Here is a 24,526-nt window from a genome sequence, read left to right as displayed (position 1 = left end):
CCGTGGATGTGATTCACCGTCTCATCGGCCGGGTCCGGCGACCCGCCGCCGCACGCGTCGTGCGGTCTCGGGGATCAGCCTCCGTGGCGGGCGATGCCCAGCTCTCGGCGTCGGCGGCGCCAGGCGGCGGCTGCGGCCACGCTGCCGATGGCGAGCGCGCCGACCGCCGCGGCCTGACCGATCTTGAGCGGGCAGCCACTCGCGCAATCCGGGATCGGGTACGGCTGGCCCGGGTTCAGTTCGTGGGTCTCGTCGGCGGACACGTACGCCTCGTCCGCCGGGAACGGGAAGCCTTCCGGGTTCAGCAGGCGGTACCAGTACAGGTCGTCCCACGCCTTGCGCCGGCAGGTCACGTTCACCGACGGAGACTCGTACGGCGTCGGGCCCAGTTGCCCGATCGGCAGATGATCCTCGTTGTAGACCGTGACGTGGCCGTTCGGATCGTTCATCGTCACGGCCGGATAGTTCGCATCCAGCCCCATGACCGCAGTATGGGCCGCGGCCCATCACGTGGCCAGGCCTCGCAACGCGAGGGGTACGGGTGACGTACGGGCAGTGCCGCGACGCCCGCCGTCCCTACGCTCGGGCCGCGGTCCGGCGCTCTTGTTGCGTTCGGCAACTGGCCGCCCGCACATCCCTGGAGGAACCTCTCGATGCGTAAGTCCATCCTGGCCGGCGCGACGGCACTGGCCGTCGCCGCAACCGGTCTCGCGGTCACCGGGATCACCGGCGCCACGCGGTCGGCGTCCGCGGCGATCGGCGACGTACCGGCCGACTGCCAGGCCCGCGCCACGGCGTACCGGTCCGACGGGCAACGGCTCACCTACAAGTACGCGGCCCAGCAGACGAGTACCGAAGCGCTGCCCGGCGACAACCTCGGTTGGGTGCCGACGGCACTCGCACCGGGCGCCGACGCCGGAGGTGCGGACTCGTGGACGAGCAGCAGCCTTGTCACACATCCGACCGACGGCTATCTCTACCTGCTGCAACGCGCCGCCCGGCGCGTCGACGGCGAGTGGAAGATCACGAAGCACACCACCACCCGCCTCGCGTCCGGGTTCGCCGGGACCCGGATCCTCGCGGAAGGACGGTTCCCGTTCTACTACCGCGTCGCGGGCAAGTCCCTCTACCGCTTCCAGGTGATCTACTCCGCCGACAAGCCCCCCACGATCTCGACGCCGGTGAAGATGCCCGGCGACGCCTGGGACACGGTCAACACCCTGCGGTACCGGCGGACCGGCGGAACCGCTGCCGCTCCGGTCCACGTCCTCGCCGGCACCAAGACCAACGGACAACTCAAGGAGTGGAAGTTCACCGAGACGACGCCGGCGACGGTCACCTCGACGGTCCTGCGCGACGTCGGCTGGGCAGGCTTCACCAGCTTGAACACCGGCTTCTGCAACTCGCACCCCAACGGCGGCGCGCTGCTCGCCGTCACCGCCGCCGGCCGGGCCTCGGTGCACTTCGACGCCAACGCGACCGACAGCTCGGGCACCGACATCAAGGGTGGCTCGATCGGCTCCGTCGGCTGGACCGAGAAGACCTACTGAGCGACGGCCTGCTGGATCAGGGGCAGTAGTTCGTCGGAGACTCCCGGCGCCAGCGCGATCGTCGCCGCCGATGCCACGTCGTGCGGCGTACCGTCCAGGTCCACCACGACGGCCCCGGCCTCGCGGGCGATGATCGCGCCGGCGCTGGTGTCCCACGGCTTGTTGCTGAACATGATCGCGGCGTCGAGGCTGCCGTCCGCCACCAGCGCCAGGTGCAGAGCCGCTGAGCCCAGCATCCGGACCCGTTGCACCCGAGGCACCAGCAGGTCGATCAGCGCGAACCTCGACCGGTTCTTCTCCGCCGCGTCCGTCCCGACCGCGAAGTCGCCGGCCATCACCAGCGCCTCGGACAGTTCCGTGCACTTGCTGACCTGGATCGGTTCGCCGTTGCGCGTGACGCCACATCCTTCCGCGGCCAGGTAGCGCGTCCCCAGCATCGGGAAGTCCAGTACGCCGGCCACCTGACGGTTCCCGTCGACCAGGCCGAGGGAGATCCCCCACAGCGGCACCCCGTGCACGTAGTTCACGGTGCCGTCGATCGGGTCGAGGACCCACGACAGCTCCCCCTCGCCCGGGTGCGCGCCCTCCTCCTCGCCGAGGAACGCGATCTGCGGCGTCACCTTCGCCAGATGCTCACGGACCGCCTGCTCCACCGCGATATCGGTGTCGGAGGCCATGTCCCGATCACCCTTGAAATGCAGGGCCCCAGGCTCCCGCGACTCCACCAGGCCGGCGGCGACAGCGACAGCCCCCTCGGCGATCTCGAGCAAACGGGACAGCTCGGTCACGAGGCGGCCAGGCCTCGCAGCTTGAGGTCGACGACGGTCGGCGCGTCGGCCTGCGAATGCTTGTCGCCGGCCGCGACGACGGTCGCGACCTCCTGGTCGATCTTGTCGAGGCGCTGGTCGATCTTGTCCAGCCGGCGCTGCATCAGGTCGACGAACTCCGCGTTCTCGACGACCCGGGCGCTGGTGATCCGCGAGTACTCCTGCGCGACCTGCGCGCGCTCGTCGGAGTGCGCCAGCCGCTCGACCAGCAACTGGTGACGGAACAGGAAGGCAGCGGCGATCGCGACCAGAACGGCCCCACCGGCGGCGGCCCGGAGAATCCAGGCATTCTGCGAGAAGAGCGCGATACTCACGCCCAGGCAGACAACGATCAGCAAACCGTTGGCGACGGTGAGAACAGTGGTCCTGGTTCGACGGCGGCTACCCCTGGAACCCATGGACCGCATGTTAGGGGGTCTTGTCGGGGTCCTCGGGCACGCGACACGCGCGTTCGAGCAACAATCCGGCCGTGACGACCAGCACTGAGACCACCGCCGCGGCACCGGCCATGATCACACGGTTACGAGGCCCGGAGGAGCCCATCGCCTGCAGGAAGCTTAACGCGAACCCTGCGTAAACACCGGTGCACAACGCGCCGACGAAGGCGCTCGCCTTCCCGATCATCAACAGGAAGACCGCGCGCGACGATTCGATCCGTTCCCGGCGTACCTGGACCCGCTGGTGGGTGTTGCGGGCCGCAGCGAACAGCAGCGCGGCCAGGAACGCCCAGGCGATCAGCGTCAGCCAGGACACCGTGGGCGCGACACCCCCGCCGGCCTCGATCGCCTTCACCATCGTCAGGCCGACCGCGACGCCGAGGACGGCGATCGCGACCAGCAACCGCCGGGACGTCGGCCGCACCGAGCCCGGGCGCGGCGGCTCCGGTTTGTCGCCGTTCCTGGGCGCCCGATCGGGCTCGGTACCGCCGGACACCACTACTGCAACTCGATGTCGAGCTTGGTCACGCCCTCGGTCCCGACCTTGGCGAGCAGGTCCGCGACCGGACCGTGGCCCGGCAGTACGGCGTCCCGCTCGATGTCGAGCCACGGCGCCAGTACGAACGCGCGCTCGTGCGCCCGCGGGTGCGGAATCGTCAGTTCCTCGGTCTCGATCGTCTTCTGCCCGTAGGTGATCAGGTCGACGTCGAGGGTCCGCGGCGCGCCCGGAACGCTGCGCTCCCGGCCGAACGCCTGCTCGACCGCGTGCGCACGCTCCAGCAACAGGTCGACGCCCAGCGTGGAGTCGGCGAGCAGGACGATGTTCAGGTACGGACCGGACTCGTCCGGGCCGCCGACCGGCTGGGTCTCGTAGACCGGCGAGACATCGACCACCACGACGTCCGGGGTGTCCCGCAGTGCGTCGACCGCGCCCTGCAGATTCGCCTCACGGTCGCCGAGATTACTGCCGAGCGACAGGATCACCTGGCGGATCGGCTTCAGGCCTCCGCTCAGGGTGTCCGCGTCGATGACGTGGGGACTAGGGGTCTCAGTCACGAGGATTCTCCGGCTCTGCGCTGCACGGTCAGGACAACGTCGTCGAACGGCACCGTGATCGGCGCCGAGGGTTTGTGGATGGTCACGGCCGTCGCTGTCACCCGGTGGTCGGCGAGACAGAGATCGGCGATGCGCTGGGCGAGGGTCTCGATCAGGTCCACCGGGTCGGTCTCGATCGCCTGGTGCACCTGCTCGGCCACCACCCCGTAGTTCACGGTGTCGGCCAGGTCGTCGGAAGCCGCAGCGGCCCGGGTGTCCAGCTCCAGCCGGACGTCCACGACGAACTCCTGCCCGTCGGCGCGCTCATGATCGAACACCCCGTGGCGCCCGAACCCGCGGATGCCCCGGATCTCGATCACATCAGAAGGAAGTACGGGACCGCTCATTCCGCCTCCTCCTGTCGGCCCCCAGACGACAGTACCGGTGAGGCATGGTGGATCCACAACCGCCAGCCGGAGGAAGTTCTGCGGAAAACGTTCGTGGCGAGCGCCTTTCCGCCCGCGAATCCGTCCTCCGGGGCGCCCTCACCCGACGACAGGACATTCTCCGTACACGTGACGTATGCCACGTCTTCATCCACCCGCACCTGCACGTCGGTGAGGAAGAACTGGATGTACGGCGTGTTCGCGAAGATCATCGCCCAGGCCCGCATCATCTCGGGGTATCCGTAGATCGCGGCGTTGCCCGGATGGATGCAGACCGGATCGGGTTCCGGCAGCCAGACAGCCGCCATCAGGTCCAGGTCCCCGGCCTCGAACGCGTTGTAGAACGCGGTGTTGGCATTCAGTACGACGTCCTCGACCGTGGCGCCACGGGTACCGTCCTGCCGCGGTCCGTCCGTCATACAGTTCCCCATCTCTTGGCCACCCGGACCGCGTCCACGCTCGGTGCCACCGCGTGCGCCCGGACACACCAGGCACCCGCGGCGGCGGCCAAGGCGGATACGGCCACGCTCGCGTCGTCTCGTCGTACGGCCGGTCTGGGTTCGCCGGTCTGCTCGTCGGCGAGCAGCCTACCGAGGAACGTCTTCCGGGACGCACCGATCAGTAACGGTCTTTCCAGTACGGCGAATTCCCGCAACCGGCGCAGAATCTCCCAGTTGTGGTCCGCGTTCTTCGCGAAACCGAGACCGGGATCGAGAGCGACCCGGTTCAGGTCGATGCCCGCCTCGCGGATCACCTCGAGGCGTTCACCGAGCTCGGCGATCACCTCGGCCACCACGTCGCCGTACTCCGCCTTGTTCTGCATGTCGATCGAGTGGCCGCGCCAGTGCATGCACAGGTACGGCGTGCCGCGCTCGGCGATCAGCGGGAGCATGTCCGGATCGGCCAGCCCGCCGGACACGTCGTTGATCATCGTGGCGCCGGCGTCCAGCACCAGCTCCGCGACCGGGGCCCGCATCGTGTCGACGGAGATGATCGCGCCTTCCGCGGCGAGGGCCTCGACGACCGGGATCACCCGGCGGATCTCCTCCTCCTGCGACGGCCGGACGGCGCGCGGGCGGGTCGACTCACCGCCGACGTCGAGCAGGTCGGCGCCTTCGGCCAGCAGCTCCCGGCCGTGCTTGATCGCGGCACTCGGCTCGAACCACTCGCCGCCGTCCGAGAACGAGTCCGGTGTCACGTTCACGACGCCCATGACGAGGCACCGGTCCAGCACCGGCAACCCGTCCACGTGACCCCACGGCTCAGATCTCACCCACACACCGTAGTAGCCCCCACCCCCAAGTGGGCGGTTGGGCTCAGTTCGCGAGGATCAGGCGGGATTTCGTCGACTGCAGCGCCGGGGCGATCGGCTGGGCGTACGACTCGTTGGTCTGGCCGTACTTCTCCAGGCACTTCCCGTCGATCAGCGCCGCCCCGCTGGTGATGCCCTGCGCGTAGTTCCCGGTCATGCTGGCGCCGCCGGAGTCACCCGACTCGACGCAGGCGGTGTGCTGGAACAGCCCGCGGACCACGCGGTTGTTCCCGTAGTTCACCGTCACGTTCCGGGCGACGATCCGTCCGCAGGTCCAGCCGGTGCTCTTCCCCGACTTGCACAGCGTGGAGCCGACGGTGGCGTCCGCGATCCCCTTGACCGCGACGTTCCCGTTGCCCCAGCCCTCGACGTACCCCTGCTGGTCCCAGCCCTCGATCACGCCGACCGACCCGAAGTCGTGCCCCGGGAAGCTCGACGTGGACGTGTTGCCGAGGACGTACCCGTTGCGGGAGAACGACGGCTTTCCGGACGTGCAGTGCCCCGCGGTCAGGAAGATCCGGTTGCCCTTGCGGGTCTTGGCGTTGAACCCGAGCGAGCACACGTACCCGGTGTTCTTGTCGACCTGTACGCCGCCGCGCAGGCTGAAATCGTCCGCGGTCGGCCGGACCGTCCCGGTCACCTCGCGCAGCGTCACCCGCTCGCCGTTCGCCAGCGCGCGGGACAGGAACCGGTTGGTGATCGAGTCGTGCGCGCCGCGCTGCACCGAGACCACCACGGTCCCCGACATCGGGTCGACGTACCACGAGCGCACCTTGCCGGCGCTGGACGTGACCGCCAGCCGGTTCAGCTCGCCCTGTACGGCGTTCAACTGCTTGGCGGTGAACCGGACCAGCCGCGGGACCGCGCCGATCCGGCGGACCAGGGCGGCCGTCGAGAGGTCCGACACCGCGACGATCAGCTCGCCGGAGTCGTCGTAGTAGCTGCCCACGACGCCCGAGTCGGTGCCGAGCTCCGACTCCAGGGTCTCCGCGACCAGCGGGTCCACCGCCGTCTTCGCGGCCTGCTTGTGGGGTGCGGTCTGCGATCCGGTCTTGTTCCGCGTGTCCGCAGTAGCCCAGTTCGCCGCGACCAGCCCGCCGGCCGTCAGGACGACGACCCCGGTAAGTGCGGCGCCGACCCGGAAACGCCCCGACATCCTGTCCTCCTCACACCGGCACCTGGTCCCCGTTGGCCAAGCACCACTACGGAAAGTAAACGCTCAGCGACAGAATGTCCATAGTGCCGGACTCTCAAACTTCAACGACGACGGCCCTGTCCGGGCTACGGGTGGGTCAGCCAACGATCAGGCTCATCGCCTCGGCGCGGGTCACGGGGTTGCGGAGCTGGCCGCGGACGGCGGAGGTGATCGTCTTGGCGCCCGGTTTCCGGACGCCGCGCATCGTCATGCACAGGTGCTCGCACTCGATCACCACGATCACGCCGCGCGGCTGCAGGATCTCGACCAGGGACTCGGCGACCTGCGTGGTCAGCCGCTCCTGGACCTGCGGGCGTTTCGCGTACACGTCGACCAGCCGGGCGAGTTTCGACAACCCGGTCACGCGGCCGTCCCGGCTCGGGATGTACCCGACGTGCGCGACACCCGTGAACGGGACCAGGTGGTGCTCGCACAGGCTCCAGACCTCGATGTCCTTCACCAGGATCATCTCGTCGTGCTCGAGCGCGAACGTGGTCGTCAGCACGTCCTCGGCGCCCTGACCGAGCCCGGCCGTGATCTCGGCGTACGAGCGGGCCACCCGGGCAGGGGTGTCCCGCAGCCCCTCGCGGTCCGGGTCCTCGCCGATCGCGTACAGCAGCTCGCGCACGGCCCGCTCGGCGCGCGCGTGGTCGAAGTTCGGTGACACCATCCCGGCACGCTACCCGCAGGCAAACGAAAACGCCGCCACCCGGTTGGGGTGGCGGCGTTCGGTCGAGCTACTGGCGGCTCGGCGGGGTCGGGCCGCTGCCGTAGTCCGGCGGCCGGATCGCCTCGTCCGGGCCGACGGAACCACCCGGCAGGACGTCGGACAGCGAACCGTTCTGCTCCGCGTGCGCACCGTTGACCGGCATCACCGGCGGCTGGTCGGACGGGACCCGGGTCGACGACCCGGTCCAGGCCGGCCGGCGCTCCTTCATGATCACCGGCTCGAAGACCCGGGCGATCTGGTGCTTGTCCAGGGTCTCCTTCTCCAGCAGCTCCTCGACCAGGTGGTCCAGGACCGCGCGGTTCTCGACCAGAATGTCGAAGGCCTCCTGGTGCGCGTTCAGGATCAGCTTGCCGACCTCCTCGTCGACCGCGGCCGCGATCTCCTCGGAGTAGTTCCGCTGGCTGCCGATGTCGCGGCCCAGGAACGGCTCGCTGCCGTCCTGGCCGAACTTGATCGCCCCGAGCCGCTCGGTCATGCCGTACTGCGTGACCATCGCGCGGGCCAGCGCCGTCGCCTTCTCGATGTCGTTGCTGGCGCCGGTGGTCGGGTCGTGGAAGACCATCTCCTCGGCCGCCCGGCCGCCCAGCATGTAGGCGAGCTTGTCGAGCATCTCGGAGCGGGTCGTCGAGTACTTGTCCTCGTCCGGCATCACCATCGTGTAGCCGAGCGCACGGCCACGCGGCAGGATCGTCACCTTCTGCACCGGGTCGGAGTGCGGCAGCGCCGCGGCGACCAGGGCGTGACCGCCCTCGTGGTACGCGGTGAGCACCTTCTCCTTGTCCGACATCAGCCGGGTACGGCGCTGCGGGCCGGCGATGACGCGGTCGATGGCCTCGTCCAGCATGTTGTTGTCGATCATCTGCAGGTTCGACCGGGCGGTCAGCAGGGCCGCCTCGTTCAGCACGTTGGCCAGGTCGGCACCGGTCATCCCCGGCGTCCGGCGGGCGACCGCGGTGAGGTCGACGTCCTGCGCCATCGGCTTGCCGCGTGCGTGCACCTTGAGGATCTTCTGCCGGCCGGGCATGTCCGGCGCGTCGACGGCGATCTGCCGGTCGAAGCGGCCGGGCCGCAGCAGCGCCGGGTCGAGCACGTCGGGCCGGTTGGTGGCCGCGATCAGGATCACGCCGCCGCGGACGTCGAAGCCGTCCATCTCGACCAGCAGCTGGTTCAGCGTCTGCTCGCGCTCGTCGTGACCGCCGCCGAGGCCCGCGCCGCGGTGCCGGCCGACGGCGTCGATCTCGTCGATGAACACGATCGCCGGGGCGTTCGTCTTGGCCTGCTCGAACAGGTCCCGGACCCGGGAGGCGCCGACACCGACGAACATCTCGACGAAGTCCGAACCGGAGATCGAGTAGAACGGCACACCGGCCTCACCCGCGACCGCACGGGCCAGCAGGGTCTTGCCGGTACCGGGCTGGCCGTAGAGCAGCACGCCCTTCGGGATCTTGGCGCCGACCGCCTGGAACTTGCCGGGCTCCTGCAGGAACTCCTTGATCTCCTGCAGCTCCTCGATCGCCTCGTCGACCCCCGCGACGTCGGCGAACGTGGTCTTCGGGGTGTCCTTGGTGACCAGCTTGGCCTTCGACTTGGCGAAGCTCATGACCCGCGACCCGCCGCCCTGCATGGAGTTCATCAAGAAGATGAACACAACGGCGATCAGCAGGAACGGGATCAGCGTGGAGAACACCTGGCCGATGAAGCTCGGCTTCGGGTTCTCGACGTCGTACCGCTCCACCTTGCCGCTGTCGTACAGCGACTGCAGGTCGTTGCCGAGGTTCTCGGCCTGGCCGTCGACCCAGTGCGCCCGGAGCTTGGTGCCGTCGGTCTTCTCGATCCGGATCTCCTGATCCGGATCGATCAGCGTCACCGTCTTGATCGTCTTGTCGCTCGACGACTTGGCCTGCTGGATGAGCTGGACGACCTGGCCGGTGGGCTCGGTCTTGTAGCCGGTCGAGCCGGTCAGGAGCTGCCCGATCACCAGGACGCCCAGGAAGGCGACGACGATCCAGAACAGGGGTCCGCGGAAGATGCGCTTCACGTCCATGATCGAGGCCTAGGCCCCGTCCCTCCTAGCTCGGCAGGCCCGGGTATGGCGGGCTTGTGACGGTAATACCAGTCCAAGTGTCTCGTGTCGCACAAGACAACACAGCACGAGGGTCACCAATGGACGGTACGACCCGTTGTACAGGCCGTCACCAAGTCTGCCCTGAAGCGCGGATCAGGAGTAGACGTGCGGGGCCAGAGTCGCCACGCAGCGCAGGTTCCGGTACTTCTCGGCGTAGTCCAGCCCGTACCCGACGACGAACTCGTCCGGCAGCTCGAGGCCGACGTACTTGACCGGGACCTGCATCTTGGCGGCGTCCGGCTTCACGAAGGCCGTGCACAGCTCCAGCGAGGCGGGTTTGCGTGACTCCAGGTTGCTGACCAGCCAGCTGAGCGTGAGGCCGGTGTCGATGATGTCCTCGACGATCAGCACGTGCCGGTTGGTGATGTCGGTGTCCAGGTCCTTCTGGATCCGCACCACACCCGACGACTTGGTCCCGGAGCCGTACGACGAGATGGCCATCCAGTCCATCTCCACGTGCCGGCTGAACGACCTGGCCAGGTCGGCCATCACCATCACCGCGCCGCGCAGGACGCCGACCAGCAGCAGGTCCTTGCCCTCGTAGTCGGCCTCGATCCGCGCTGCCAGCTCCCGCAGCTTCGCGAGGATCTCGTCCTCGGTGTAATGGATCTTGCTCAGGTCCTTCTCGATGTCCGCCGCATCCACGCGATCAGCCTGTCACATCCAGGCCCTGGCCGGTAATCCAGCGCCGTAGCGAGGAGGTGCTCGGTGCGGTAGCTCGGCGCGCGGGGGCGAAGGTCTCGATGCGGAGCATCGTGGCCTTTGCACCCGTGCGGCGAGGTGCCGTGCCGAGTGCCCCGCAGTAGGCGATGGATTACCGGCCAGGGCCTTGCCCGAGGATGATGAACCCGCCCTGGCGGATCGCCCGGATGCCCTGTGGCAGATCGATCCAGCGCTGCCCGCGCCAGTCGGTCACCAGAGCGTCGACGGACGCCACGTGACCGGCGGTGAGGTCCGTGGCCCGGCAACCGGCTTCCAGGGCTGCCTGCCGCAGGACCCGCGTGCGGATCGCTGCAGGCTGCTCCTCGAGTACGCCGATGTCGCTGCGGACCTGTCCCTCGGCGCGGCTCAGTGTGGTCTCCGCAACGTCCGCAGCGAGCTGATCGAGCGCATCCGCGTCCGCCCGGAGCAGACCCGCCGTACGGGCCAGCGCCTCGACCACACCGGGCCCCAGCGCCTCCTCCAGCACCGGCAGTACTTCGTGCCGGACACGGACCCGCGTGTACTGCGGATCGTCGTTGTGCGGGTCGTGCCAGGGCCGCAACCCGGACGCGATACACGCGGCAGCCGTCGTGGCTCGCGGGACCTCCAGGAACGGCCGCCGTAGCAGCCCCACAGCCGGAGCCATCCCAGCCAGCGATCTGGCCCCCGAGCCGCGCCCCAACCCGAGCAGAACGGTCTCAGCCTGGTCATCGCGGGTGTGAGCCAGCAGTACGACGTCCGCTCCCAGCTCATCCGCCGCATCCCGCAGAGCGTCGTACCGAGCCGTCCGGGCAGCGCCCTCCGGACCGCCCTCGGTGCCGACCTCGACCTCACGGACCTGCACAGGGTCCAGACCGAGCGTCTGGCACTGCTCGGCAGCAGTCGCCGCGACATGCCCCGAGTCCGCCTGCAGACCGTGGTCGACGACGACCGCACCGGCCCGCAGACCGAGCTTGGGCGCCTCGAAGGCGGTAGCGGCCGCCAGCGCGAGCGAGTCCGTTCCACCGGAGCAGGCGACCAGGACGGTGGTGCCCCGCGGCAGCTCGGTCAGCGTCGCCCGGACCGCTTCCCGGGTGCGAGCGACGGCGGGGTGGAGTTTCCCCCGCCGCTCTCCCACCAGGCGCTCAGCCGTGGAGTCGGGCGACCCAGGCATCGGGGTTCGCGATCTCGTTCTTCGTCGGCAACGTGTTCGGACCGGTCCAGACCCGGTTGAAACCCTCCATACCGACCCGGTCGACCACCCGGCGGACGAACGCGGCACCGTCCTTGTACTGCCGCAGCTTCGCGTCCAGCCCGAGCAGCCGCTTCAGCAGCTGGTCCACCGGGTTGCCGCTCGCCCGCCGCGACGAGAACTTGGAGCGGATGGTGTCCACCGTCGGAATCACCGACGGCCCGACCCCGTCCATCACGAAGTCGGCATGACCCTCCAGCAACGACATGACCGCGGTCAGCCGGTCCAGCACGGCACGCTGCTCCGGCGACTGCATCAGGTCCACCAGGCTCAGCTCGGCCTCACCGCGGACCGACCGCCCCAGCCGCTGCACGGCCTCGCGGAACATCGCGGCGTACGCCGAAGCGTCCAGCTCGGCCTGGTCGAGGAACAGGGCGATCTCGGACCGCAGGTGGTCCCGCAGCCACGGCACCGCGGTGAACTGGACCCGGTGCGTCTCCTCGTGCAGACACACCCACAGGCGGAAGTCCCGCGGTACGACGCCCAGCTCGGACTCGACCTGCATGACGTTGGGCGCCACCAGCAGCAGACGACCGGTCAGACCGGGACGGTCCGGGTCAGGCTGCGCGGGGTAGAACGGGTCGAACTGACCGAGCACCCGCGACGACAGGAACGCCAGCAGCGCACCGGCCTCGATGCCCGTCACCCGGGAGCCGACCGCGGAGGACAGGCCGGCCGTGCGGTCCGCCTTCTCGCGCAGCTTGTCCGCCAGCGGCTGCAGCACGGTCCGGAAGCCGTCCGCGTTCGCCTGGACCCAGCCGGGCCGGTCGACGATCATCACCGGCGCGGTGGCCGACGTGGCCTTCAGCCCCGTGAACTCGCGCACGTGCCCCTCGGACTCCGCCGCGAACTGACGCAGCTCGGCGACCACCTGGTCAGCCTCCGCGCGGCTGACCGCAGGGCCGGGTCGCAGCAGTTTCCGCGCCACGCCGGTCGCCAGCTGCCAGTCGACCATCTCGGTCGTGGTCCCGCCTTCCGCCGTACTCATACAACGACCCTAGTGGTATGTCCCAACATGTGCGGCCTGATCAGCAGCCGCAGTTGGCGAGTGCGGCGGTGGCACGGTCCAGTGCAGCGCGGGCGTCGAGCGTCTTCGGGACCGGCACGCTGTCACTGGCGATCGCGAACACCAGGAGCGTGCCGGAGCGGTCACGGGCGTATCCAGCCAGGCTGTGGACCCCTGTGAGCGTTCCGGTCTTCGCACGGACCAGTCCGGTCCCGGTGCCGGTACCGGCTGAGGTGAACCGCTCCCGGAGGCTCCCGTTGAAGCCAGCCACCGGCAAACCGCTCAGCAGGTGCCGCAGCTCCGGGTGGTCCTTCGACACGGCCACGCGGACCGCACCGGCGAGCAGGTCGAGCGGGACCTTGTTGCTGCGGGTCAGACCGCTGCCGTCGTAGATGCGGGCCTTACTGACGTCCAGACCGAGCTTGGTCAGCGTGGCCCGGAGCCCCTTGACACCACCGGCGTACGAGCCGCCGTTGCCGGTAGCGATGCCGACCTGCCGCAGGAGCACCTCGGCGCCGTCGTTGTCGCTGTGGAGGTTCACGTACTCGACGATCTGGCCGAGCGTCGGCGACTTGACCTGCGCCAGCGGCTTGGCGGCGGCGGGTGCCGCAGCAGCCTTGGCAGCGCCTACCTTGATGCCGTACTGCGTCAGCAGCTTCTGGAACGACGTGGCCGCGGCCAGCGCCGGAGAGGTCGCCCGCTTGGCCATGCCCGGGGACAGACGACCCTCGTTGACCCAGAGCGCAGAGGTGGGGGCCGCAATGCCTTCAGGGACGTAGTTCGCCTCCCAGTTCGCGTTGATGGCCGGGCCGCTGAACAGCGAGGCGTCGTACCCGAGGGTCACGGAGGCGACGCCCTGCGCCTTCAAAGCCTTCGCCGTGCTCTGAGCGAGCGCCTGGAGGGTCGCACGAGCCGGGTAATCACTCGCCTGCTGCACAGCAAGCAGTGGGTCGCCGCCGCCGACCAGGACGATCGACCCCTTGCCGGCGCTGACGACCTTGGTGGCGAACGTGTGGTCCGGACCGAGCGTGGCGAGAGCGGAGACCGTGGTGAGCAGCTTCAACGTCGAGGCAGGCGTGTACGGCGTGGCGGCGCCGACCGAGAACACCGGCTTGCCGCGTGAGGCGTCGTACACGTAGATACCGTGGTGCGGGCCGAGCGACGGGTCCTTGAGGATCGCCGCGAGCGCCGTACCGACGCCGGCCGCGGTCGGGGCGACGCCCTCGGTGGTCGCCGGCGGCAGGACGGCCGGAGCCTGCTGGGTGCTCCGGTCAGCTGTCTGCACTGAACCGGGTACGGCGCGTGCGCTGCTCACCAGGCCGGCGCCCGTGCTTGTGCACAGCGCCGTGGCGAGGAGCGTGACGAATGCCGCACGGGCAGGTCGGGCCACCGGGCTGCTCCTGTCATTCGGTCGGTCGGAACCGTGACAGTATCTGCCGTATGGAGTTCGACGTCTTCATCGAGATCCCCAAGGGCACTCGCAACAAGTACGAGCTGGACCACAAGACGAACCGTCTGCGGCTGGACCGGACGCTGTTCACGGCGACCCAGTATCCGTCCGACTACGGGTTCATCGAGGACACCCTGGGCCAGGACGGCGACCCGCTGGACGCGCTCGTGCTGCTGCCGGAGCCGACGTTCCCGGGCTGCCTGATCCGCGCTCGCGCGATCGGCATGTTCCGGATGACCGACGAGAAGGGGCCGGACGACAAGGTCCTCTGCGTCCCGGCCGGCGACCCGCGGCAGGAGCACCTGCGCGACATCCACCACGTGCCGGAGTTCGACCGTCTGGAGATCCAGCACTTCTTCGAGGTCTACAAGGACCTCGAGCCCGGTAAGTCGGTCGAGGGCGCCACCTGGGTCGGCCGCGCCGACGCCGAGACCGAGATCACCGCCTCCTTCGCCCGCCTGAAGACCGAAGGCCACTAGTCACGCTAGTCACCTGATACGCGGCGGAGCAGCGCCAGCAAGGTCTTGCGCTCCGCCGCGGTCAGCGGCTCCAGCAGGTCCGCCTCCGCGGCGCGGATCAGCTCGTCCATCGCGTCGAGCTGCCGCTCACCCGCCGGGGTGATCGCGACGATCTTGCGTCGCCGGTCGGCGGGATCGACCCGCCGTGCCAGGAACTTCAGCTCCTCGAGCTCGTCCAGCAGCGTCACCAGATCGCTGCGGTCGAACCCGATCCGGTCCGCGAGCGCCGCCTGCACGGCCTCGCCGTCGTCCGCGAGACTCGCGAGCACGTGATAGTGCTGCGTCCGGACGCCGCCGTCGGTCATGTGCTGCCGGACCAGCCGCTGGGCGTGCTGACTCGACCGCCCGAGCGCGAACAGCACGTGGTCGGACAGCCGGTGGTTCGGCGACTTCTTCACCGCACCAACTCTATTGGCAAGGCCGTCCCGTGGAGTTATCGTGGGAATCTCCCATTATTTATCTATCCCACAATATGGAGACCCCACTATGCGCGCAGTGCGCTTCCACCGCCACGGCGGTCCCGACGTACTCCAGCTCGACGAGGTCGCCGTCCCCGAGCCCGCCGCCGGCCAGGTCCTGATCCAGGCCGAGGCGATCGGCGCCAACGCGATCGACACCGTCCTCCGTCGCGGCGGCTCCCCCTGGGACCGTCCGCTCCCCGGCACCCTGACCGGCGACGTCGTCGGCCGCGTCGTCAAGCTCGGCCCCGGCACGCCGCCCGGCCTCCTCGGCCAACGGGCCAGCGCCCTGTCGGAGGACGCCTTCGCCGACTACGCGGTCGCCGACGCGGCCTTCCTCGCACCGGTCCCCGACGACGCCGACGCGGGCGAGGCGACGATGATGTCGATGACCGCCCCACTCGCCTATCGACTGCTCGAGACCGGCCAGGTCGCACCCGGGAGCACCGTCCTGATCCAGTCCGCCGCCGGCACCGTCGGCCACCTCGCCGTCCAGCTGGCCCGCTCCTACGACCCGAAGACGATCATCGGTACGGCGTCCTCGGCGCATCGGCTCGACTTCATCCGCGAACTCGGCGCCGAGCCCGTCGACCTGACCGACCCCGAGTGGACCGCCCGCGTCCGCGAACTCGCCCCCGACGGCGTCGATACCGTCCTCGACTCGGTCGGCGGCACCGTCTTCGACCAGGGTCTCGACCTGCTCGCACCGCTCGGCCGGATGATCACGTACGGCGCGATCACCACCGAGGTCCCGGTCGTCTCCGTACTCAAGCTGTTCGGCCTCAAGTCGGTCACCGGCGTCTCGCTGGGCGGCTGGCAGCAGACCCGCCCGGCCGAGGCCCGCGCCGACATCGCCGAGGTCACCCGCCGCTGGCAGTCCGGCGAACTCCGCCCGGTCGTCGACGCCACCCACCCGCTCGCCGACGTCGCCCGCATCCACGAAACCCTCGACGCCCGCGCCAACCTCGGCCGCCTCGTCGCGACCCCTGAATAGAATCATCGGGTGGAGCTTCGGCAGCTGCGGTACTTCGTGGGCGTGGCCGAGGAACTGCATTTCGGCAAGGCCGCCGAGCGCCTGTACATCTCCACCCCGACGCTCAGCCAGCAGATCAAGCAGCTCGAACGCGAGATCGGTACTGCCCTGCTGATCCGGCACAGCCGCGGCGTCGAACTCACCCCGGCCGGGCAGGTCCTGCTCGCCCGCGCCCGGGAAACCCTCCAGGCGGCCGGCCTGGCGCTGAAGGACACGCGCCGGGCCGCCGGCCTGGACGTGCCGGTTCTCCGCCTCGGCCTGCTGAACGGGATCCCCGGCCACCTCCCGGCCGCCCTCGAACAACTCGCCACCGAACGCTTCCCGAACAGCACGGTCACCCTCGAAGCAGGGACCACCACCGACCAGCTCCGGATGCTCGACGCCGGCGAGATCGACCTCGGCCTGGTCCGCACCCCGCTGACGTTGCCACCGGCAATCACCTCCGAACACCTCAGCACCGAGGAACTCGGCGTCCTGCTGACCGCGACCCATCCACTCGCCGCCGCAACGGAACTCACCCTCGACGACCTCACTGGACTCGAGCTCATCTGGATTCCCCGCGCCGCCGCCCCCGAGTTCTACGACGACACGATCCGCCGGATCGGCAACGGCGTACGGCTGAGCGACATCAGCATGAGCCACTCACAACTCCGGTCGGCGCTCCTCGTCCGGCGCTCCGCCTTCAGCCTCGGCTCCCGCCGCGCCGCCACGCCGGACATCGTCTGGCGACCGCTCGTGGGCCGCCCGCTGGTCGCACGGTACGCCGCCGTGTGGCGCACCGACTCGCACAACCCGGTACTCCAGGCGATGACCGTTAGTCCCGGGCTAACGGCCCTTAGGCAAGAAGTCGTGGTGGACTGACGTCCTCGGTGGTTGGCTCGAAACATCAACCACCGAAGGAGAAACTGTTGCCGGAACACGTCGTCATCGTCGGCGGAAGCTCAGGGATGGGCCGCGCCCTCGCCGCCGACCTCGTTGCCCAAGGCAGCGAGGTCACCATCGCCGGCCGCACCCCGGCCAAACTCGACGCGGTCCGCCGGGAACTCGGCGTACGCACCGTCGCCATGGACCTCGGACGTGAGCAGGACATCGAACGCCTCTTCGCGACCACGGGCAAGGTCAGCCACATCGTCACCACGGCCGCGGACGTCGGCGGCGCCTACCAGCCGATCGCGGCGTACGACGTGGGCTCGGCACGCGCGGCCGTCGACTCCAAGCTGCTCGGCCCGTTGCTGCTCGCCAAACACGGCGCTCCGCTGCTCGAACCGGGCGGCTCGATCGTGTTCACCTCGGGTATCGCGGCGTACCGGCCGGGCCCGCGCGCCTCGTTGCTCGCGGCACTCAACGGCGCACTCGCCTCGCTGGCCGCGGCGCTCGCGGTCGAACTGGCGCCGCTCCGGGTCAACGTCGTCTCACCCGGCTGGGTCGACACCCCGATCTGGCAGGACGTCGCCGGCGATGCGGCGCCCGCGACACTGTCCGCGATGGCGGACCGCCTCCCGGTCGGCCGGATCGGCCGGCCCCAGGACATCGCCGCGGCGATCATCGCCCTACTGCGCAACGGTTTCATCACCGGCACCGTTCTGCACGCCGACGGCGGACACCGGCTGGCCTAGAGGTACGAGTCCCCGGCAACGGGCCGTTGCCGGGGACAACTGTCTCAGGGGCGGCCGAAGAAGTCCGGCGGTTCCCAGTAGTAGACGCTGTCGATCTGCACCGGCTTGCCGGTCCGCGGCGCGTGGATCATCCGGCCGTTGCCGAGGTACAGCGCGACGTGGTGGATGGTGCCCGGGTCGCTCGGGTTCAGCGACCAGAAGATCAGGTCGCCGGGCCGCAACTCGTCCTCGTCGATGTGCTGGATCTGCTCGTACTGCGCGACGCTGTAGTGCGGCAGCTGCACACCGGCCCGCGCCCAGGCGCCCTGGGTCAGTCCGGAGCAGTCCCACCGGCTCGGGCCGGTCGCGCCCCACAGGTACATGTCGCCGAGCTGCCGCATCGCGAACTCGATCGCCGCCGACGCGCCCTTCCGCGAGCTGTTGTCGTTGTCGTTGTCGTCGTTGTCGCGGTTCGGGGTGGACGGCTTGTGCCGCTTCGGCGGGTTCTTCTTGCCCTTGTTCTGCTCGCGCTCGTCCTTCTCCTCGCGAGCCTGCTCCGCGGCCTCCCGGGCCCGCTCGGCCGCCTCCGCGCGGCGCTCCGCGGCCTCCCGGGCGGCGATCCGGCGCTTCAGCTCGGCGGCCTTTTTCGCGGCGATCGCAGCGGCGCGTTGCCGCGCAAGCTCCTCGAGCCCCTGCTGCCGCTGGGCGGCGACCTGCACCGAGATGTTCTGCAAGGTGGCGAGCTGCGCGATCGACTGCTTACGCTGCACGCCGATCGCGGTCACGGCGGCCGACTGCGCAGCCTCCGCGGCCTCGGCCGCCTTCTTCGCCGCGGCCGCCTCGTCGGCGGCCTTCTTCACCTTCACGACCGCCTGGTCGGCCTGCACCTTGAACAGGTTCGTCATCACCTGGGTCGCGGTGAACCGCAGGTACGAGCCCTGCATCGCCGCCGACACCGAGTGCGCCGCACCGGCCGAGTCGAGCAGTTGCTGCGGACCGTCCGCGGTGAACAGCGGCGCGATCTTCGCGACCTCGCCGCCACCCTGGTACGACGCGGCGGCGAAGCGGCCGATCTGCTGCCGCTGGGCGGTCAGGGTCTTCTGCGCCTCGGCGGCCCGGGCCGCGGCGGCGGCCGCCTCGGTCTTGGCCTGCTGCAGGCGGTAGACGGCGCCGTTGTACGCCTCGTCTGCGATGCCGGACTGGATGCCCAGCTGCTCGAGCCGCGCGCCGGCGGCAGCCAGCTGACGCTCGATCGCGGCGACCTGGCCGGCCTTCGAGGCGGCGGCCTGCTTGGCGCGCTCGACGGCGGCCTTGGACGGAATCACCGGCGGCTTCGGCTTCGCGGCCTCGGCCGGGAGGGTGGGCACGGCCATGGCGCCGGCCAAGCAGATCGCGAGCACCCCGGAGAGCAGGGCCTTACCTGCTCTGCCGGTCTTCCCAGCACTCGTGATCCGCCCGCCGGACGTGGCCCTGGGGGGCGTCCGCATCGGGATCGTTCCTTCCGCCGGTCACGAACCCCTTCCCCAGGGTTCGTGAACTTTTGGTCCTCCTGGACCACATACGTGACACTAGTTGCCTACAGCCCCATTGGGAACAGCTTTCACACAAGTATCTTTATTTCACCCGTGTGTCGACTTGACAAACTACAAGCTTGTAATTCCGCGAAGCCGCAGGTCGGCGCACGAAAACGCCCCTCCGGCCGGAGCCGGAGGGGCGTGCGGTGAACTCGGTGATTCAGCTGAGAACGAACGAGGCGACCACCGGCAGGTGGTCCGAGGCCGGCGTCACCGGTACGGCGGCCTTCGTCGGCCGCAGGCCCGCGCTGTGCAGCTGGAAGTCGATGCGTTTGGTCGGGTTGTCCGCCTCGATCGTGTAGCCCGGACCGACACCGACCTCGGTCCAGGTGTCGTCGTACACCGCGGTCAGCGTCTTGATCTCCGGCTTCTCCGGGGTCGCGTTCAGGTCGCCGACGAGCAGGGTCGGCGTCCGCGATCCGCTCAGCAGCTCGACCACCTTCTGCGCCTGCTCCAGCCGCTCGGCGTTGTTGTTGCTGGTCAGATGCGTGTTCGCGAAGCGCAGTTTGGCTCCGCGGACTGTGAGGTTTGCCACCGCGAGGCCGCGCTGCTCGCCGGTCGGGTAGAGCGGCAGCAGCGTGTTCTTGAAGTCCTGGATCGGGTACTTCGAGAGGATCGCTGTCCCGTACTGGCGACGCGGCTCCCCCGGGTTCGCGGGCGGGAGGTCGAGGTTGGCGGCGTACGCGTAGTGCATCTTCAGCCGCTTCGCGAACCAGGCCGGCTGGTCCACCCAGTTGCTCCGGACGTCCCAGTGCCGGTCGACCTCCTGCAGGCCGATGACATCGGCCCCGGACTGCTCGATCAGGACGGCGATCCGCTCGAGATCGAGTACGCCGTCGATCCCGGCGCCGTGGTGGATGTTGTACGACATGACGGTCAGCGGCCGGCCCGGACGACCCGCGTCGGGCTGAGCCGCGGCAACGGTAGGAACCACCATCAGCAACCCCACGAGGACGGTCAGCAATTTACGCATGCAGTCATCTTTCCGAAAACCGGCGACACCCGCACAACGAGCGAGTGTCGCCGGTTTGAACGTCAGTGCACCAGGCGGCCGACCGCACCCTTCGCGCCGGAGGCCCAGCAGCCCGCGTTGGCTCCGTGGCCGGCGCATTCGACGCTGTCGAAGCTGCCGTCGTAGAACTGCTTCCAGCTGCGGCCGCCGTCGAAGCTGACGTCGCTCCCGGACGGACCGACCGCGACAACGGTCGCGGGCGACCACGGAACGAAGTGCGACCCGCTCCGGTAGCCCTTCGGCGCCTTGTCGGCCGGCACCAGCTTCCACGTGCGACCACCGTCGTACGTGACCGATGCGGCCTTCACCGCCTCGGTCGGCTTCTCGAAGTCACCGCCGACGGCAACGCCGAACAACGTGTTCCGGAACGCCAGGCTGAAGATTCCGGCCGCCGCACCGCTCGCCATCGGAGAGTCCGTCACCGTCCAGCGGCGCCCGCCGTCGACGGTCCGGAACACCCGCGGCCGATCGCCGCCGCCGCTCGCGAACCACGCCGTCCGACCGTGGCCGGCGACCAGGCAGGTGCCGCTCGCCGCGAACGCGAACTCACCCGCCAGCGCCGCCGGCATACCCGCGGTCGGCTGCACCTTCCAGGACTTTCCGCCGTCGGACGTGGCGGCGATCCGGAACTTTCCGTCCACCGGATCGCTCAGCGCCAGGCCGTGCTTGTCGTCGTTGAAGGCGATGCAGTCGTAGAACGCGTTCGCATCCGTGTTCCGGAACGTTTCCGTCCACGTCTTTCCGCCGTCCGCGGTGCGATAGACCCGGGAGTCCTCGCCGGTCCCGATCGTCAGCGCGACCGCACGCCGCGCGTCGAACGCCTCGACATCGCGGAACTGCAGCGCCTCCGCACCAGGCGGACTGACGTTCTGCCAGTGCTTCCCGCCGTCGACCGTCCGCAGCACGGTCCCGGCGGACCCACCCACCCAGGCGACGTCCTTGCTGACCGCCGCAAGCCCACGGAACTGCGCCGTGGTCCCGGTCGGCGTCAGCTCCCACCGGTACGACGATCCGCCGTGAGCCTGGGCGGGCACGACCTGACCCATCAACAACAGACCTCCTGCCGCCAAAGCGGCCACACGCAGGATTCTCATGCGCCGCAATCTAACCTGCCGTGAGCCGGAAAGACTGTGCTCCGCTGCCATTACAGGTGAATTGGACGAGTTGGGTGCTGTCGGCGGTCGAGCTGTTGGGGACGGTCAGGCATTTGTTGCTGAAGCGGCTGACGAAGTGGAAGTAGCCGTTACCTTCGGAAACGGCCTGCCACTGCTAGTTGTTTCCGTTGCTGTACGTCCACAGCTGGAGGCCGGCGTTGTCCGCGGCGGACACACCGGTCACGTCGATCACCTTGGTGGCGTCGTTGCGGTTGTTGATCCGCGTGAAACCGCCGGACGTCGGCTGGAACTGAAACTGCTGTGCCTGCGTACCGTTGCAGCTGTACTGCTGGATCACGGTTCCGTTCGCGGTCCCGGCCGCGCGGGCGTCGACGCACTTCCCGTTGGCCTTGTTCGCCACCGAGTACCACGACGTCGGCGACGGCTGGTCGACCGGAGGCGTCGTACCGGCACCGCCCAGCCACTTCAGCGCGTCCATCATGAACTGGTTCTGTGCCGGGCTGTCGAAGGTCGACGAGAGCCGCGTATTGGTCTCGTAGTTCATCGCGTTGTGGCCGAAGTTCGCGTAGATCATCTTGTAGTTCTTGTTGGTCCAGATGATCGGGTAGTAGCCGCTGTACCAGGTCTGGTTCGGGTCGGTGCCGACCGGGAAGCTGGAGTTGTCGATCGACGCCAGGATCTGGATGTCGGGGTTGTTCCGCAGGTCGTTCTGCCAGCTGTACCACTCACTGACCGACGACCGGAACGTCGCGCCGGTGTTCACCAGGGCCGGGTGCGAACGGTTCTCGGTCCGCAGCGTCACCGCCGTCGGCCCCCAGGTGTTGGACTGGAACCTCCCGGTGCCGAGCAGCGTGTTGTTGAACCACGGCCAGCCGCCGCTCGCGTCGTTGTACGCCGCGACGTGGAAGCCGAAGAACGCGCCGCCGTTGTCCATGTAGTTCTTGAACCCGTTGCGCTGCGCGTCGGTGTGCGGCGAGTCGTCGAGGAACATCACCACCTGGTACTGCGACGCACTCAGGTTGTTGAGCTGGTCCCAGTTGTTCGTGGCGGTGTAGGTGAACCCGTTCTGCGCGCCGAACTCCGGAAACCGCTGGTTCGCTTCTTTCTCGAAGTCGATATGGGCGGCGTCCCAGGTTCCGCTGTAGAACGCGAGGACCTTGAAGGTGGCTTGGACCTGGGCGGCCGCGGTGCCGGTCAGACCACTGACCAGGAGCACGAGCGCGAGCAGGAAGGCGGGCAGGCGAAATCGATCGGAAAGCATGGGGGCGGACCTTTCCGTAAGAACGCTCTATAAATTTCAGGACTTAAATTAACTCATGATCTATAGCCGGTAAAGACTCCGCCGGTCCCGGAACCGAGGCCGAGATCTTGCCGCCGTCCCGCGCCGCTGTCACCCTGAGCCACCGACCTCAAGAAGGAGCCGCCGATGAACGACTCCGCGCTGACCTCGGTCCTGCTGCCGATCGCGCTCGCGATCATCATGTTCGGCCTCGGCCTGACGCTGACGGTCGCGGACTTCAGCCGGGTGCTCCGGATGCCCAAGGCCGTCCTGGTCGCGCTCGGGACCCAGGTGATCCTGCTGCCGGTGGTCTGCTTCGGGCTGGTGAAGTTGTTCGACCTGGAGCCCGCGCACGCCGCCGGCATGATGCTGCTGGCCGCTTCGCCCGGCGGCACCACGGCGAACCTGTTCAGTCACCTGGCCGGCGGCGACGTCGCGCTCAACGTCTCGCTGACCGCGGTGAACTCGGTGCTCGCCGTGGTCACCCTGCCGATCGTGGTCAACCTGTCCCTCGCCCACTTCCTCGGCGACGGCCAGATCGGCCTGCAGCCGCTGAAGATGCTGCAGGTGTTCGCGATCGTGCTGGTCCCGGTGGCCCTCGGCATGCTGGTGCGGAGCCGGCGACCCGGGTTCGCGGAGCGGATGACACGGCCGGTGAAGCTCGGCTCGATCATCGTCCTGGCCCTGGTGATCTTCGCCGCGATCTACACCGAGCGCGCCAACGTCCTCGACTACATCGCCGCCGTCGGCGTGGTCGCCGTACTGCTGAACGTCCTCAGCCTCTTCTTCGGGTACGTCGTCCCGAAGCTGGCCCGGTTGGGTGAGCGGCAGGCGATCGCGTGCTCGATGGAGATCGGCATCCACAACGCCACGCTCGCCCTCACGATCGCGCTCAGCCCGGCACTGCTCGGCAACAGCGAGATGTCGATCCCGGTCGCGGTCTACGGCATCGTGATGTTCTTCCCGACCGCCGCGTTCGCCTTCTACCTCAACCGCCGTACAACAGGTCAGCGCGCCGGATCGAGCGTCTGACTTCCCAGCACCGCCAGCAGCTCCAGCTTCTCCGCGCTCTCGCTGCCCGGCGTGGCAGTGAAGACGATCAGGGTCTGCTGCTCGTCGCGGTTGTCGATCAACTCGCAGTACAGCTCCAGCTCGCCGACCACCGGATGGCGGAAGCGTTTGGTCCGGCTGTGCGCGGACACGACCTCGTGCGCGTCCCAGATCTCCCTGAACTCCGGGCTCAGCTTCTGCAACGCCCGCACGAGCGAGGCGGCGTACGACTTCGGCCCATCGATGGTGGCGACCGTCCGCAGCATCGACACCTGCAACCGGCTGTGGGTGCTCAGCTCGGGTTCCATGTAGAGGGCCCGGGACTCCGGGTGCGCGAACCAGCGGTAGACCTCGCTGCGCTCCATACCTTCGAAGTTGGTCAGCTCGCCCGCGAACGCGACGTGCGCCGGCGTCTGCGCGAGCACCTCGCCGCAGCGGTTGAGCAGCATCGCGGGAGTGTCGTGCAGCCGGTCCATGATCCGCAGCATGCCGGGGTCGACGTGGCACGCCCGCGTCGTGCGTGGCGGCGTACCGTGGCCGGCCAGCAGGAACAGGTGGTCGCGCTCCTCGAGCGTCAACCGGAGCGCCCGGGCGATCGCTCCCAGCATCTCGACCGACGGCTGCGGACCGCGTCCGCCCTCGAGGCGGCTGTAGTAGTCGGCCGACATCGACGCGAGCGCCGCGACCTCCTCACGGCGCAGACCCGGCGTACGGCGCCGGCGGCCGCGGGGCATCCCGACGTCTTCGGGCTGCAGGGCCTCGCGGCGTTTGCGCAGGAAGTCGGACAGGTCGGAGTACTCCATGACTCCAGTGTCCACGCGTCGAGCCTGTTAACCACTGCTTGCC

At 69.0% G+C, this 24,526-nt stretch carries 27 protein-coding genes and 1 pseudogene; 6 read left to right on the top strand and 22 right to left on the bottom strand.

Features of this window, described 5'->3' with window-relative positions:
• Positions 1 to 74: 74 nt before the first annotated feature.
• Positions 75 to 482 carry a hypothetical protein gene (locus E0H92_RS05505; RefSeq protein ID WP_131465133.1) on the bottom strand — a complete coding sequence of 136 codons (408 nt, stop codon included), beginning with the start codon at positions 480 to 482 and terminating at the stop codon, positions 75 to 77.
• Positions 483 to 653: 171 nt separating this feature from the next.
• On the opposite strand from E0H92_RS05505, the gene E0H92_RS05500 reads away from it, so the two are divergent.
• A complete protein-coding gene (locus E0H92_RS05500; protein WP_131465131.1) occupies positions 654 to 1,550 on the top strand; it encodes a hypothetical protein in 897 nt (298 codons plus the stop codon).
• Here the strand turns inward: E0H92_RS05500 and E0H92_RS05495 are convergent.
• The 14 genes from E0H92_RS05495 to dacB form a co-directional block, all read right to left on the bottom strand.
• On the bottom strand, positions 1,544 to 2,338 hold the full coding sequence (locus E0H92_RS05495; protein ID WP_131495570.1) for an inositol monophosphatase family protein: 795 nt from the start codon (positions 2,336 to 2,338) through the stop codon (positions 1,544 to 1,546). The two genes, E0H92_RS05500 and E0H92_RS05495, sit on opposite strands and share 7 nt — an antisense overlap.
• Positions 2,335 to 2,775 (bottom strand): hypothetical protein, encoded by a 441-nt coding sequence (locus E0H92_RS05490; RefSeq protein ID WP_130384954.1) that lies wholly within the window; start codon positions 2,773 to 2,775, stop codon positions 2,335 to 2,337. Before E0H92_RS05490 ends, E0H92_RS05495 begins: the two co-directional genes overlap by 4 nt.
• Before the next feature lie 10 nt (positions 2,776 to 2,785).
• Entirely contained in the window at positions 2,786 to 3,310 is a 525-nt protein-coding gene (locus E0H92_RS05485) for a DUF3180 domain-containing protein (RefSeq protein ID WP_238153041.1), read from the bottom strand.
• A gap of 2 nt (positions 3,311 to 3,312) precedes the next feature.
• Positions 3,313 to 3,870, bottom strand: a complete 558-nt coding sequence (gene folK / locus E0H92_RS05480) for a 2-amino-4-hydroxy-6-hydroxymethyldihydropteridine diphosphokinase (protein WP_131465125.1) — start codon at positions 3,868 to 3,870, stop codon at positions 3,313 to 3,315.
• The gene (gene folB, locus E0H92_RS05475; RefSeq protein ID WP_131495569.1) at positions 3,867 to 4,256 is read right to left on the bottom strand and encodes a dihydroneopterin aldolase; all 390 of its coding nucleotides are present in this window, start codon (positions 4,254 to 4,256) and stop codon (positions 3,867 to 3,869) included. The genes folK and folB overlap by 4 nt, the downstream gene beginning before the upstream one ends.
• Entirely contained in the window at positions 4,253 to 4,714 is a 462-nt protein-coding gene (locus tag E0H92_RS05470; protein ID WP_131465121.1) for a nuclear transport factor 2 family protein, read from the bottom strand. The genes folB and E0H92_RS05470 overlap by 4 nt, the downstream gene beginning before the upstream one ends.
• Positions 4,711 to 5,508, bottom strand: coding sequence for a dihydropteroate synthase (gene folP / locus E0H92_RS05465; protein ID WP_131496448.1), 798 nt, complete (start codon positions 5,506 to 5,508; stop codon positions 4,711 to 4,713). Before folP ends, E0H92_RS05470 begins: the two co-directional genes overlap by 4 nt.
• A 103-nt stretch (positions 5,509 to 5,611) precedes the next feature.
• Positions 5,612 to 6,763, bottom strand: a complete 1,152-nt coding sequence (locus tag E0H92_RS05460; RefSeq protein WP_131465119.1) for a S1 family peptidase — start codon at positions 6,761 to 6,763, stop codon at positions 5,612 to 5,614.
• A 136-nt stretch (positions 6,764 to 6,899) separates the two neighbouring features.
• Positions 6,900 to 7,472 carry a GTP cyclohydrolase I FolE gene (folE, locus tag E0H92_RS05455; protein ID WP_131495568.1) on the bottom strand — a complete coding sequence of 191 codons (573 nt, stop codon included), beginning with the start codon at positions 7,470 to 7,472 and terminating at the stop codon, positions 6,900 to 6,902.
• Between the two features lie 67 nt (positions 7,473 to 7,539).
• Positions 7,540 to 9,576 (bottom strand): ATP-dependent zinc metalloprotease FtsH, encoded by a 2,037-nt coding sequence (gene ftsH, locus E0H92_RS05450; protein WP_131495567.1) that lies wholly within the window; start codon positions 9,574 to 9,576, stop codon positions 7,540 to 7,542.
• A gap of 174 nt (positions 9,577 to 9,750) precedes the next feature.
• Positions 9,751 to 10,302, bottom strand: a complete 552-nt coding sequence (gene hpt, locus E0H92_RS05445) for a hypoxanthine phosphoribosyltransferase (protein WP_130384962.1) — start codon at positions 10,300 to 10,302, stop codon at positions 9,751 to 9,753.
• Positions 10,303 to 10,471: 169 nt separating this feature from the next.
• Positions 10,472 to 11,476, bottom strand: a complete 1,005-nt coding sequence (gene tilS / locus E0H92_RS05440; protein WP_338068845.1) for a tRNA lysidine(34) synthetase TilS — start codon at positions 11,474 to 11,476, stop codon at positions 10,472 to 10,474.
• Positions 11,477 to 11,483: 7 nt separating this feature from the next.
• Entirely contained in the window at positions 11,484 to 12,578 is a 1,095-nt protein-coding gene (locus E0H92_RS05435; RefSeq protein WP_131465113.1) for a zinc-dependent metalloprotease, read from the bottom strand.
• A gap of 40 nt (positions 12,579 to 12,618) precedes the next feature.
• A complete protein-coding gene (gene dacB, locus E0H92_RS05430; protein ID WP_131495565.1) occupies positions 12,619 to 13,986 on the bottom strand; it encodes a D-alanyl-D-alanine carboxypeptidase/D-alanyl-D-alanine endopeptidase in 1,368 nt (455 codons plus the stop codon).
• A 50-nt stretch (positions 13,987 to 14,036) separates the two neighbouring features.
• Here dacB and E0H92_RS05425 point away from each other — a divergent pair, with 50 nt between their 5' ends.
• Positions 14,037 to 14,525 carry an inorganic diphosphatase gene (locus tag E0H92_RS05425; RefSeq protein ID WP_130384966.1) on the top strand — a complete coding sequence of 163 codons (489 nt, stop codon included), beginning with the start codon at positions 14,037 to 14,039 and terminating at the stop codon, positions 14,523 to 14,525.
• A gap of 5 nt (positions 14,526 to 14,530) precedes the next feature.
• Here the strand turns inward: E0H92_RS05425 and E0H92_RS05420 are convergent, their stop codons facing one another.
• Positions 14,531 to 14,962: a MarR family winged helix-turn-helix transcriptional regulator gene (locus tag E0H92_RS05420; protein ID WP_131495564.1), complete on the bottom strand. Its 432-nt coding sequence runs from the start codon at positions 14,960 to 14,962 to the stop codon at positions 14,531 to 14,533.
• A gap of 88 nt (positions 14,963 to 15,050) precedes the next feature.
• Here E0H92_RS05420 and E0H92_RS05415 point away from each other — a divergent pair, with 88 nt between their 5' ends.
• From E0H92_RS05415 to E0H92_RS05405, 3 genes are read left to right on the top strand one after another with little or no spacing between them, the layout of a single operon-like run.
• The gene (locus E0H92_RS05415) at positions 15,051 to 16,016 is read left to right on the top strand and encodes a quinone oxidoreductase family protein (protein ID WP_131495563.1); all 966 of its coding nucleotides are present in this window, start codon (positions 15,051 to 15,053) and stop codon (positions 16,014 to 16,016) included.
• Positions 16,017 to 16,025: 9 nt separating this feature from the next.
• Positions 16,026 to 16,916 (top strand): LysR family transcriptional regulator, encoded by an 891-nt coding sequence (locus tag E0H92_RS05410; RefSeq protein ID WP_131495562.1) that lies wholly within the window; start codon positions 16,026 to 16,028, stop codon positions 16,914 to 16,916.
• Positions 16,917 to 16,963: 47 nt separating this feature from the next.
• Complete coding sequence (locus E0H92_RS05405; RefSeq protein WP_202873522.1) at positions 16,964 to 17,671, top strand: SDR family oxidoreductase; 708 nt, start codon at positions 16,964 to 16,966, stop codon at positions 17,669 to 17,671.
• A 44-nt stretch (positions 17,672 to 17,715) separates the two neighbouring features.
• Here the strand turns inward: E0H92_RS05405 and E0H92_RS05400 are convergent, their stop codons facing one another.
• The 5 genes and pseudogenes from E0H92_RS05400 to E0H92_RS05385 all read right to left on the bottom strand — a co-directional run bounded on the left by E0H92_RS05400 (position 17,716) and on the right by E0H92_RS05385 (position 22,612).
• On the bottom strand, positions 17,716 to 19,137 hold the full coding sequence (locus E0H92_RS05400) for a C40 family peptidase (protein WP_131495561.1): 1,422 nt from the start codon (positions 19,135 to 19,137) through the stop codon (positions 17,716 to 17,718).
• Between the two features lie 247 nt (positions 19,138 to 19,384).
• A complete protein-coding gene (locus tag E0H92_RS05395; protein WP_131465098.1) occupies positions 19,385 to 20,197 on the bottom strand; it encodes an endonuclease/exonuclease/phosphatase family protein in 813 nt (270 codons plus the stop codon).
• 62 nt (positions 20,198 to 20,259) lie between these two features.
• On the bottom strand, positions 20,260 to 21,330 hold the full coding sequence (locus E0H92_RS05390; protein WP_131495560.1) for a WD40/YVTN/BNR-like repeat-containing protein: 1,071 nt from the start codon (positions 21,328 to 21,330) through the stop codon (positions 20,260 to 20,262).
• Positions 21,331 to 21,340: 10 nt separating this feature from the next.
• A pseudogene (locus tag E0H92_RS44925) lies at positions 21,341 to 21,493 on the bottom strand (RICIN domain-containing protein); the annotation flags it as partial.
• A gap of 12 nt (positions 21,494 to 21,505) precedes the next feature.
• Entirely contained in the window at positions 21,506 to 22,612 is a 1,107-nt protein-coding gene (locus tag E0H92_RS05385; protein ID WP_202873521.1) for a ThuA domain-containing protein, read from the bottom strand.
• Between the two features lie 165 nt (positions 22,613 to 22,777).
• Between E0H92_RS05385 and E0H92_RS05380 the strand changes: the two genes are divergently transcribed.
• Positions 22,778 to 23,662, top strand: coding sequence for a bile acid:sodium symporter family protein (locus E0H92_RS05380; protein ID WP_131465091.1), 885 nt, complete (start codon positions 22,778 to 22,780; stop codon positions 23,660 to 23,662).
• Here E0H92_RS05380 and E0H92_RS05375 read toward each other — a convergent pair.
• Entirely contained in the window at positions 23,638 to 24,498 is an 861-nt protein-coding gene (locus tag E0H92_RS05375) for a helix-turn-helix transcriptional regulator (protein ID WP_238153039.1), read from the bottom strand. The two genes, E0H92_RS05380 and E0H92_RS05375, sit on opposite strands and share 25 nt — an antisense overlap.
• Positions 24,499 to 24,526 lie beyond the last annotated feature (28 nt).

It is taken from the genome of Kribbella speibonae, assembly GCF_004331375.1.
In the GTDB taxonomy this organism is placed as follows: domain Bacteria; phylum Actinomycetota; class Actinomycetes; order Propionibacteriales; family Kribbellaceae; genus Kribbella; species Kribbella sindirgiensis.
This window is presented reverse-complemented; position numbering and strand designations above follow the sequence as displayed.

Excerpts from the sequence above, each read along its gene's own strand:
- E0H92_RS05425 (WP_130384966.1), top strand. The coding sequence starts at position 14,037 with ATGGAGTTCGACGTCTTCATCGAGATCCCCAAGGGCACTCGCAACAAG.
- E0H92_RS05390 (WP_131495560.1), bottom strand. The coding sequence starts at position 21,330 with ATGAGAATCCTGCGTGTGGCCGCTTTGGCGGCAGGAGGTCTGTTGTTG.
- E0H92_RS05395 (WP_131465098.1), bottom strand. The coding sequence starts at position 20,197 with ATGCGTAAATTGCTGACCGTCCTCGTGGGGTTGCTGATGGTGGTTCCT.
- E0H92_RS05500 (WP_131465131.1), top strand. The coding sequence starts at position 654 with ATGCGTAAGTCCATCCTGGCCGGCGCGACGGCACTGGCCGTCGCCGCA.
- folB (WP_131495569.1), bottom strand. The coding sequence starts at position 4,256 with ATGAGCGGTCCCGTACTTCCTTCTGATGTGATCGAGATCCGGGGCATC.
- E0H92_RS05415 (WP_131495563.1), top strand. The coding sequence starts at position 15,051 with ATGCGCGCAGTGCGCTTCCACCGCCACGGCGGTCCCGACGTACTCCAG.
- E0H92_RS05460 (WP_131465119.1), bottom strand. The coding sequence starts at position 6,763 with ATGTCGGGGCGTTTCCGGGTCGGCGCCGCACTTACCGGGGTCGTCGTC.
- folP (WP_131496448.1), bottom strand. The coding sequence starts at position 5,508 with ATGGGCGTCGTGAACGTGACACCGGACTCGTTCTCGGACGGCGGCGAG.
- ftsH (WP_131495567.1), bottom strand. The coding sequence starts at position 9,576 with ATGGACGTGAAGCGCATCTTCCGCGGACCCCTGTTCTGGATCGTCGTC.
- E0H92_RS05400 (WP_131495561.1), bottom strand. The coding sequence starts at position 19,137 with ATGCGGACGCCCCCCAGGGCCACGTCCGGCGGGCGGATCACGAGTGCT.
- folE (WP_131495568.1), bottom strand. The coding sequence starts at position 7,472 with ATGGTGTCACCGAACTTCGACCACGCGCGCGCCGAGCGGGCCGTGCGC.
- E0H92_RS05470 (WP_131465121.1), bottom strand. The coding sequence starts at position 4,714 with ATGACGGACGGACCGCGGCAGGACGGTACCCGTGGCGCCACGGTCGAG.
- E0H92_RS05490 (WP_130384954.1), bottom strand. The coding sequence starts at position 2,775 with ATGGGTTCCAGGGGTAGCCGCCGTCGAACCAGGACCACTGTTCTCACC.
- E0H92_RS05435 (WP_131465113.1), bottom strand. The coding sequence starts at position 12,578 with ATGAGTACGGCGGAAGGCGGGACCACGACCGAGATGGTCGACTGGCAG.
- E0H92_RS05385 (WP_202873521.1), bottom strand. The coding sequence starts at position 22,612 with ATGCTTTCCGATCGATTTCGCCTGCCCGCCTTCCTGCTCGCGCTCGTG.
- E0H92_RS05380 (WP_131465091.1), top strand. The coding sequence starts at position 22,778 with ATGAACGACTCCGCGCTGACCTCGGTCCTGCTGCCGATCGCGCTCGCG.
- E0H92_RS05505 (WP_131465133.1), bottom strand. The coding sequence starts at position 482 with ATGGGGCTGGATGCGAACTATCCGGCCGTGACGATGAACGATCCGAAC.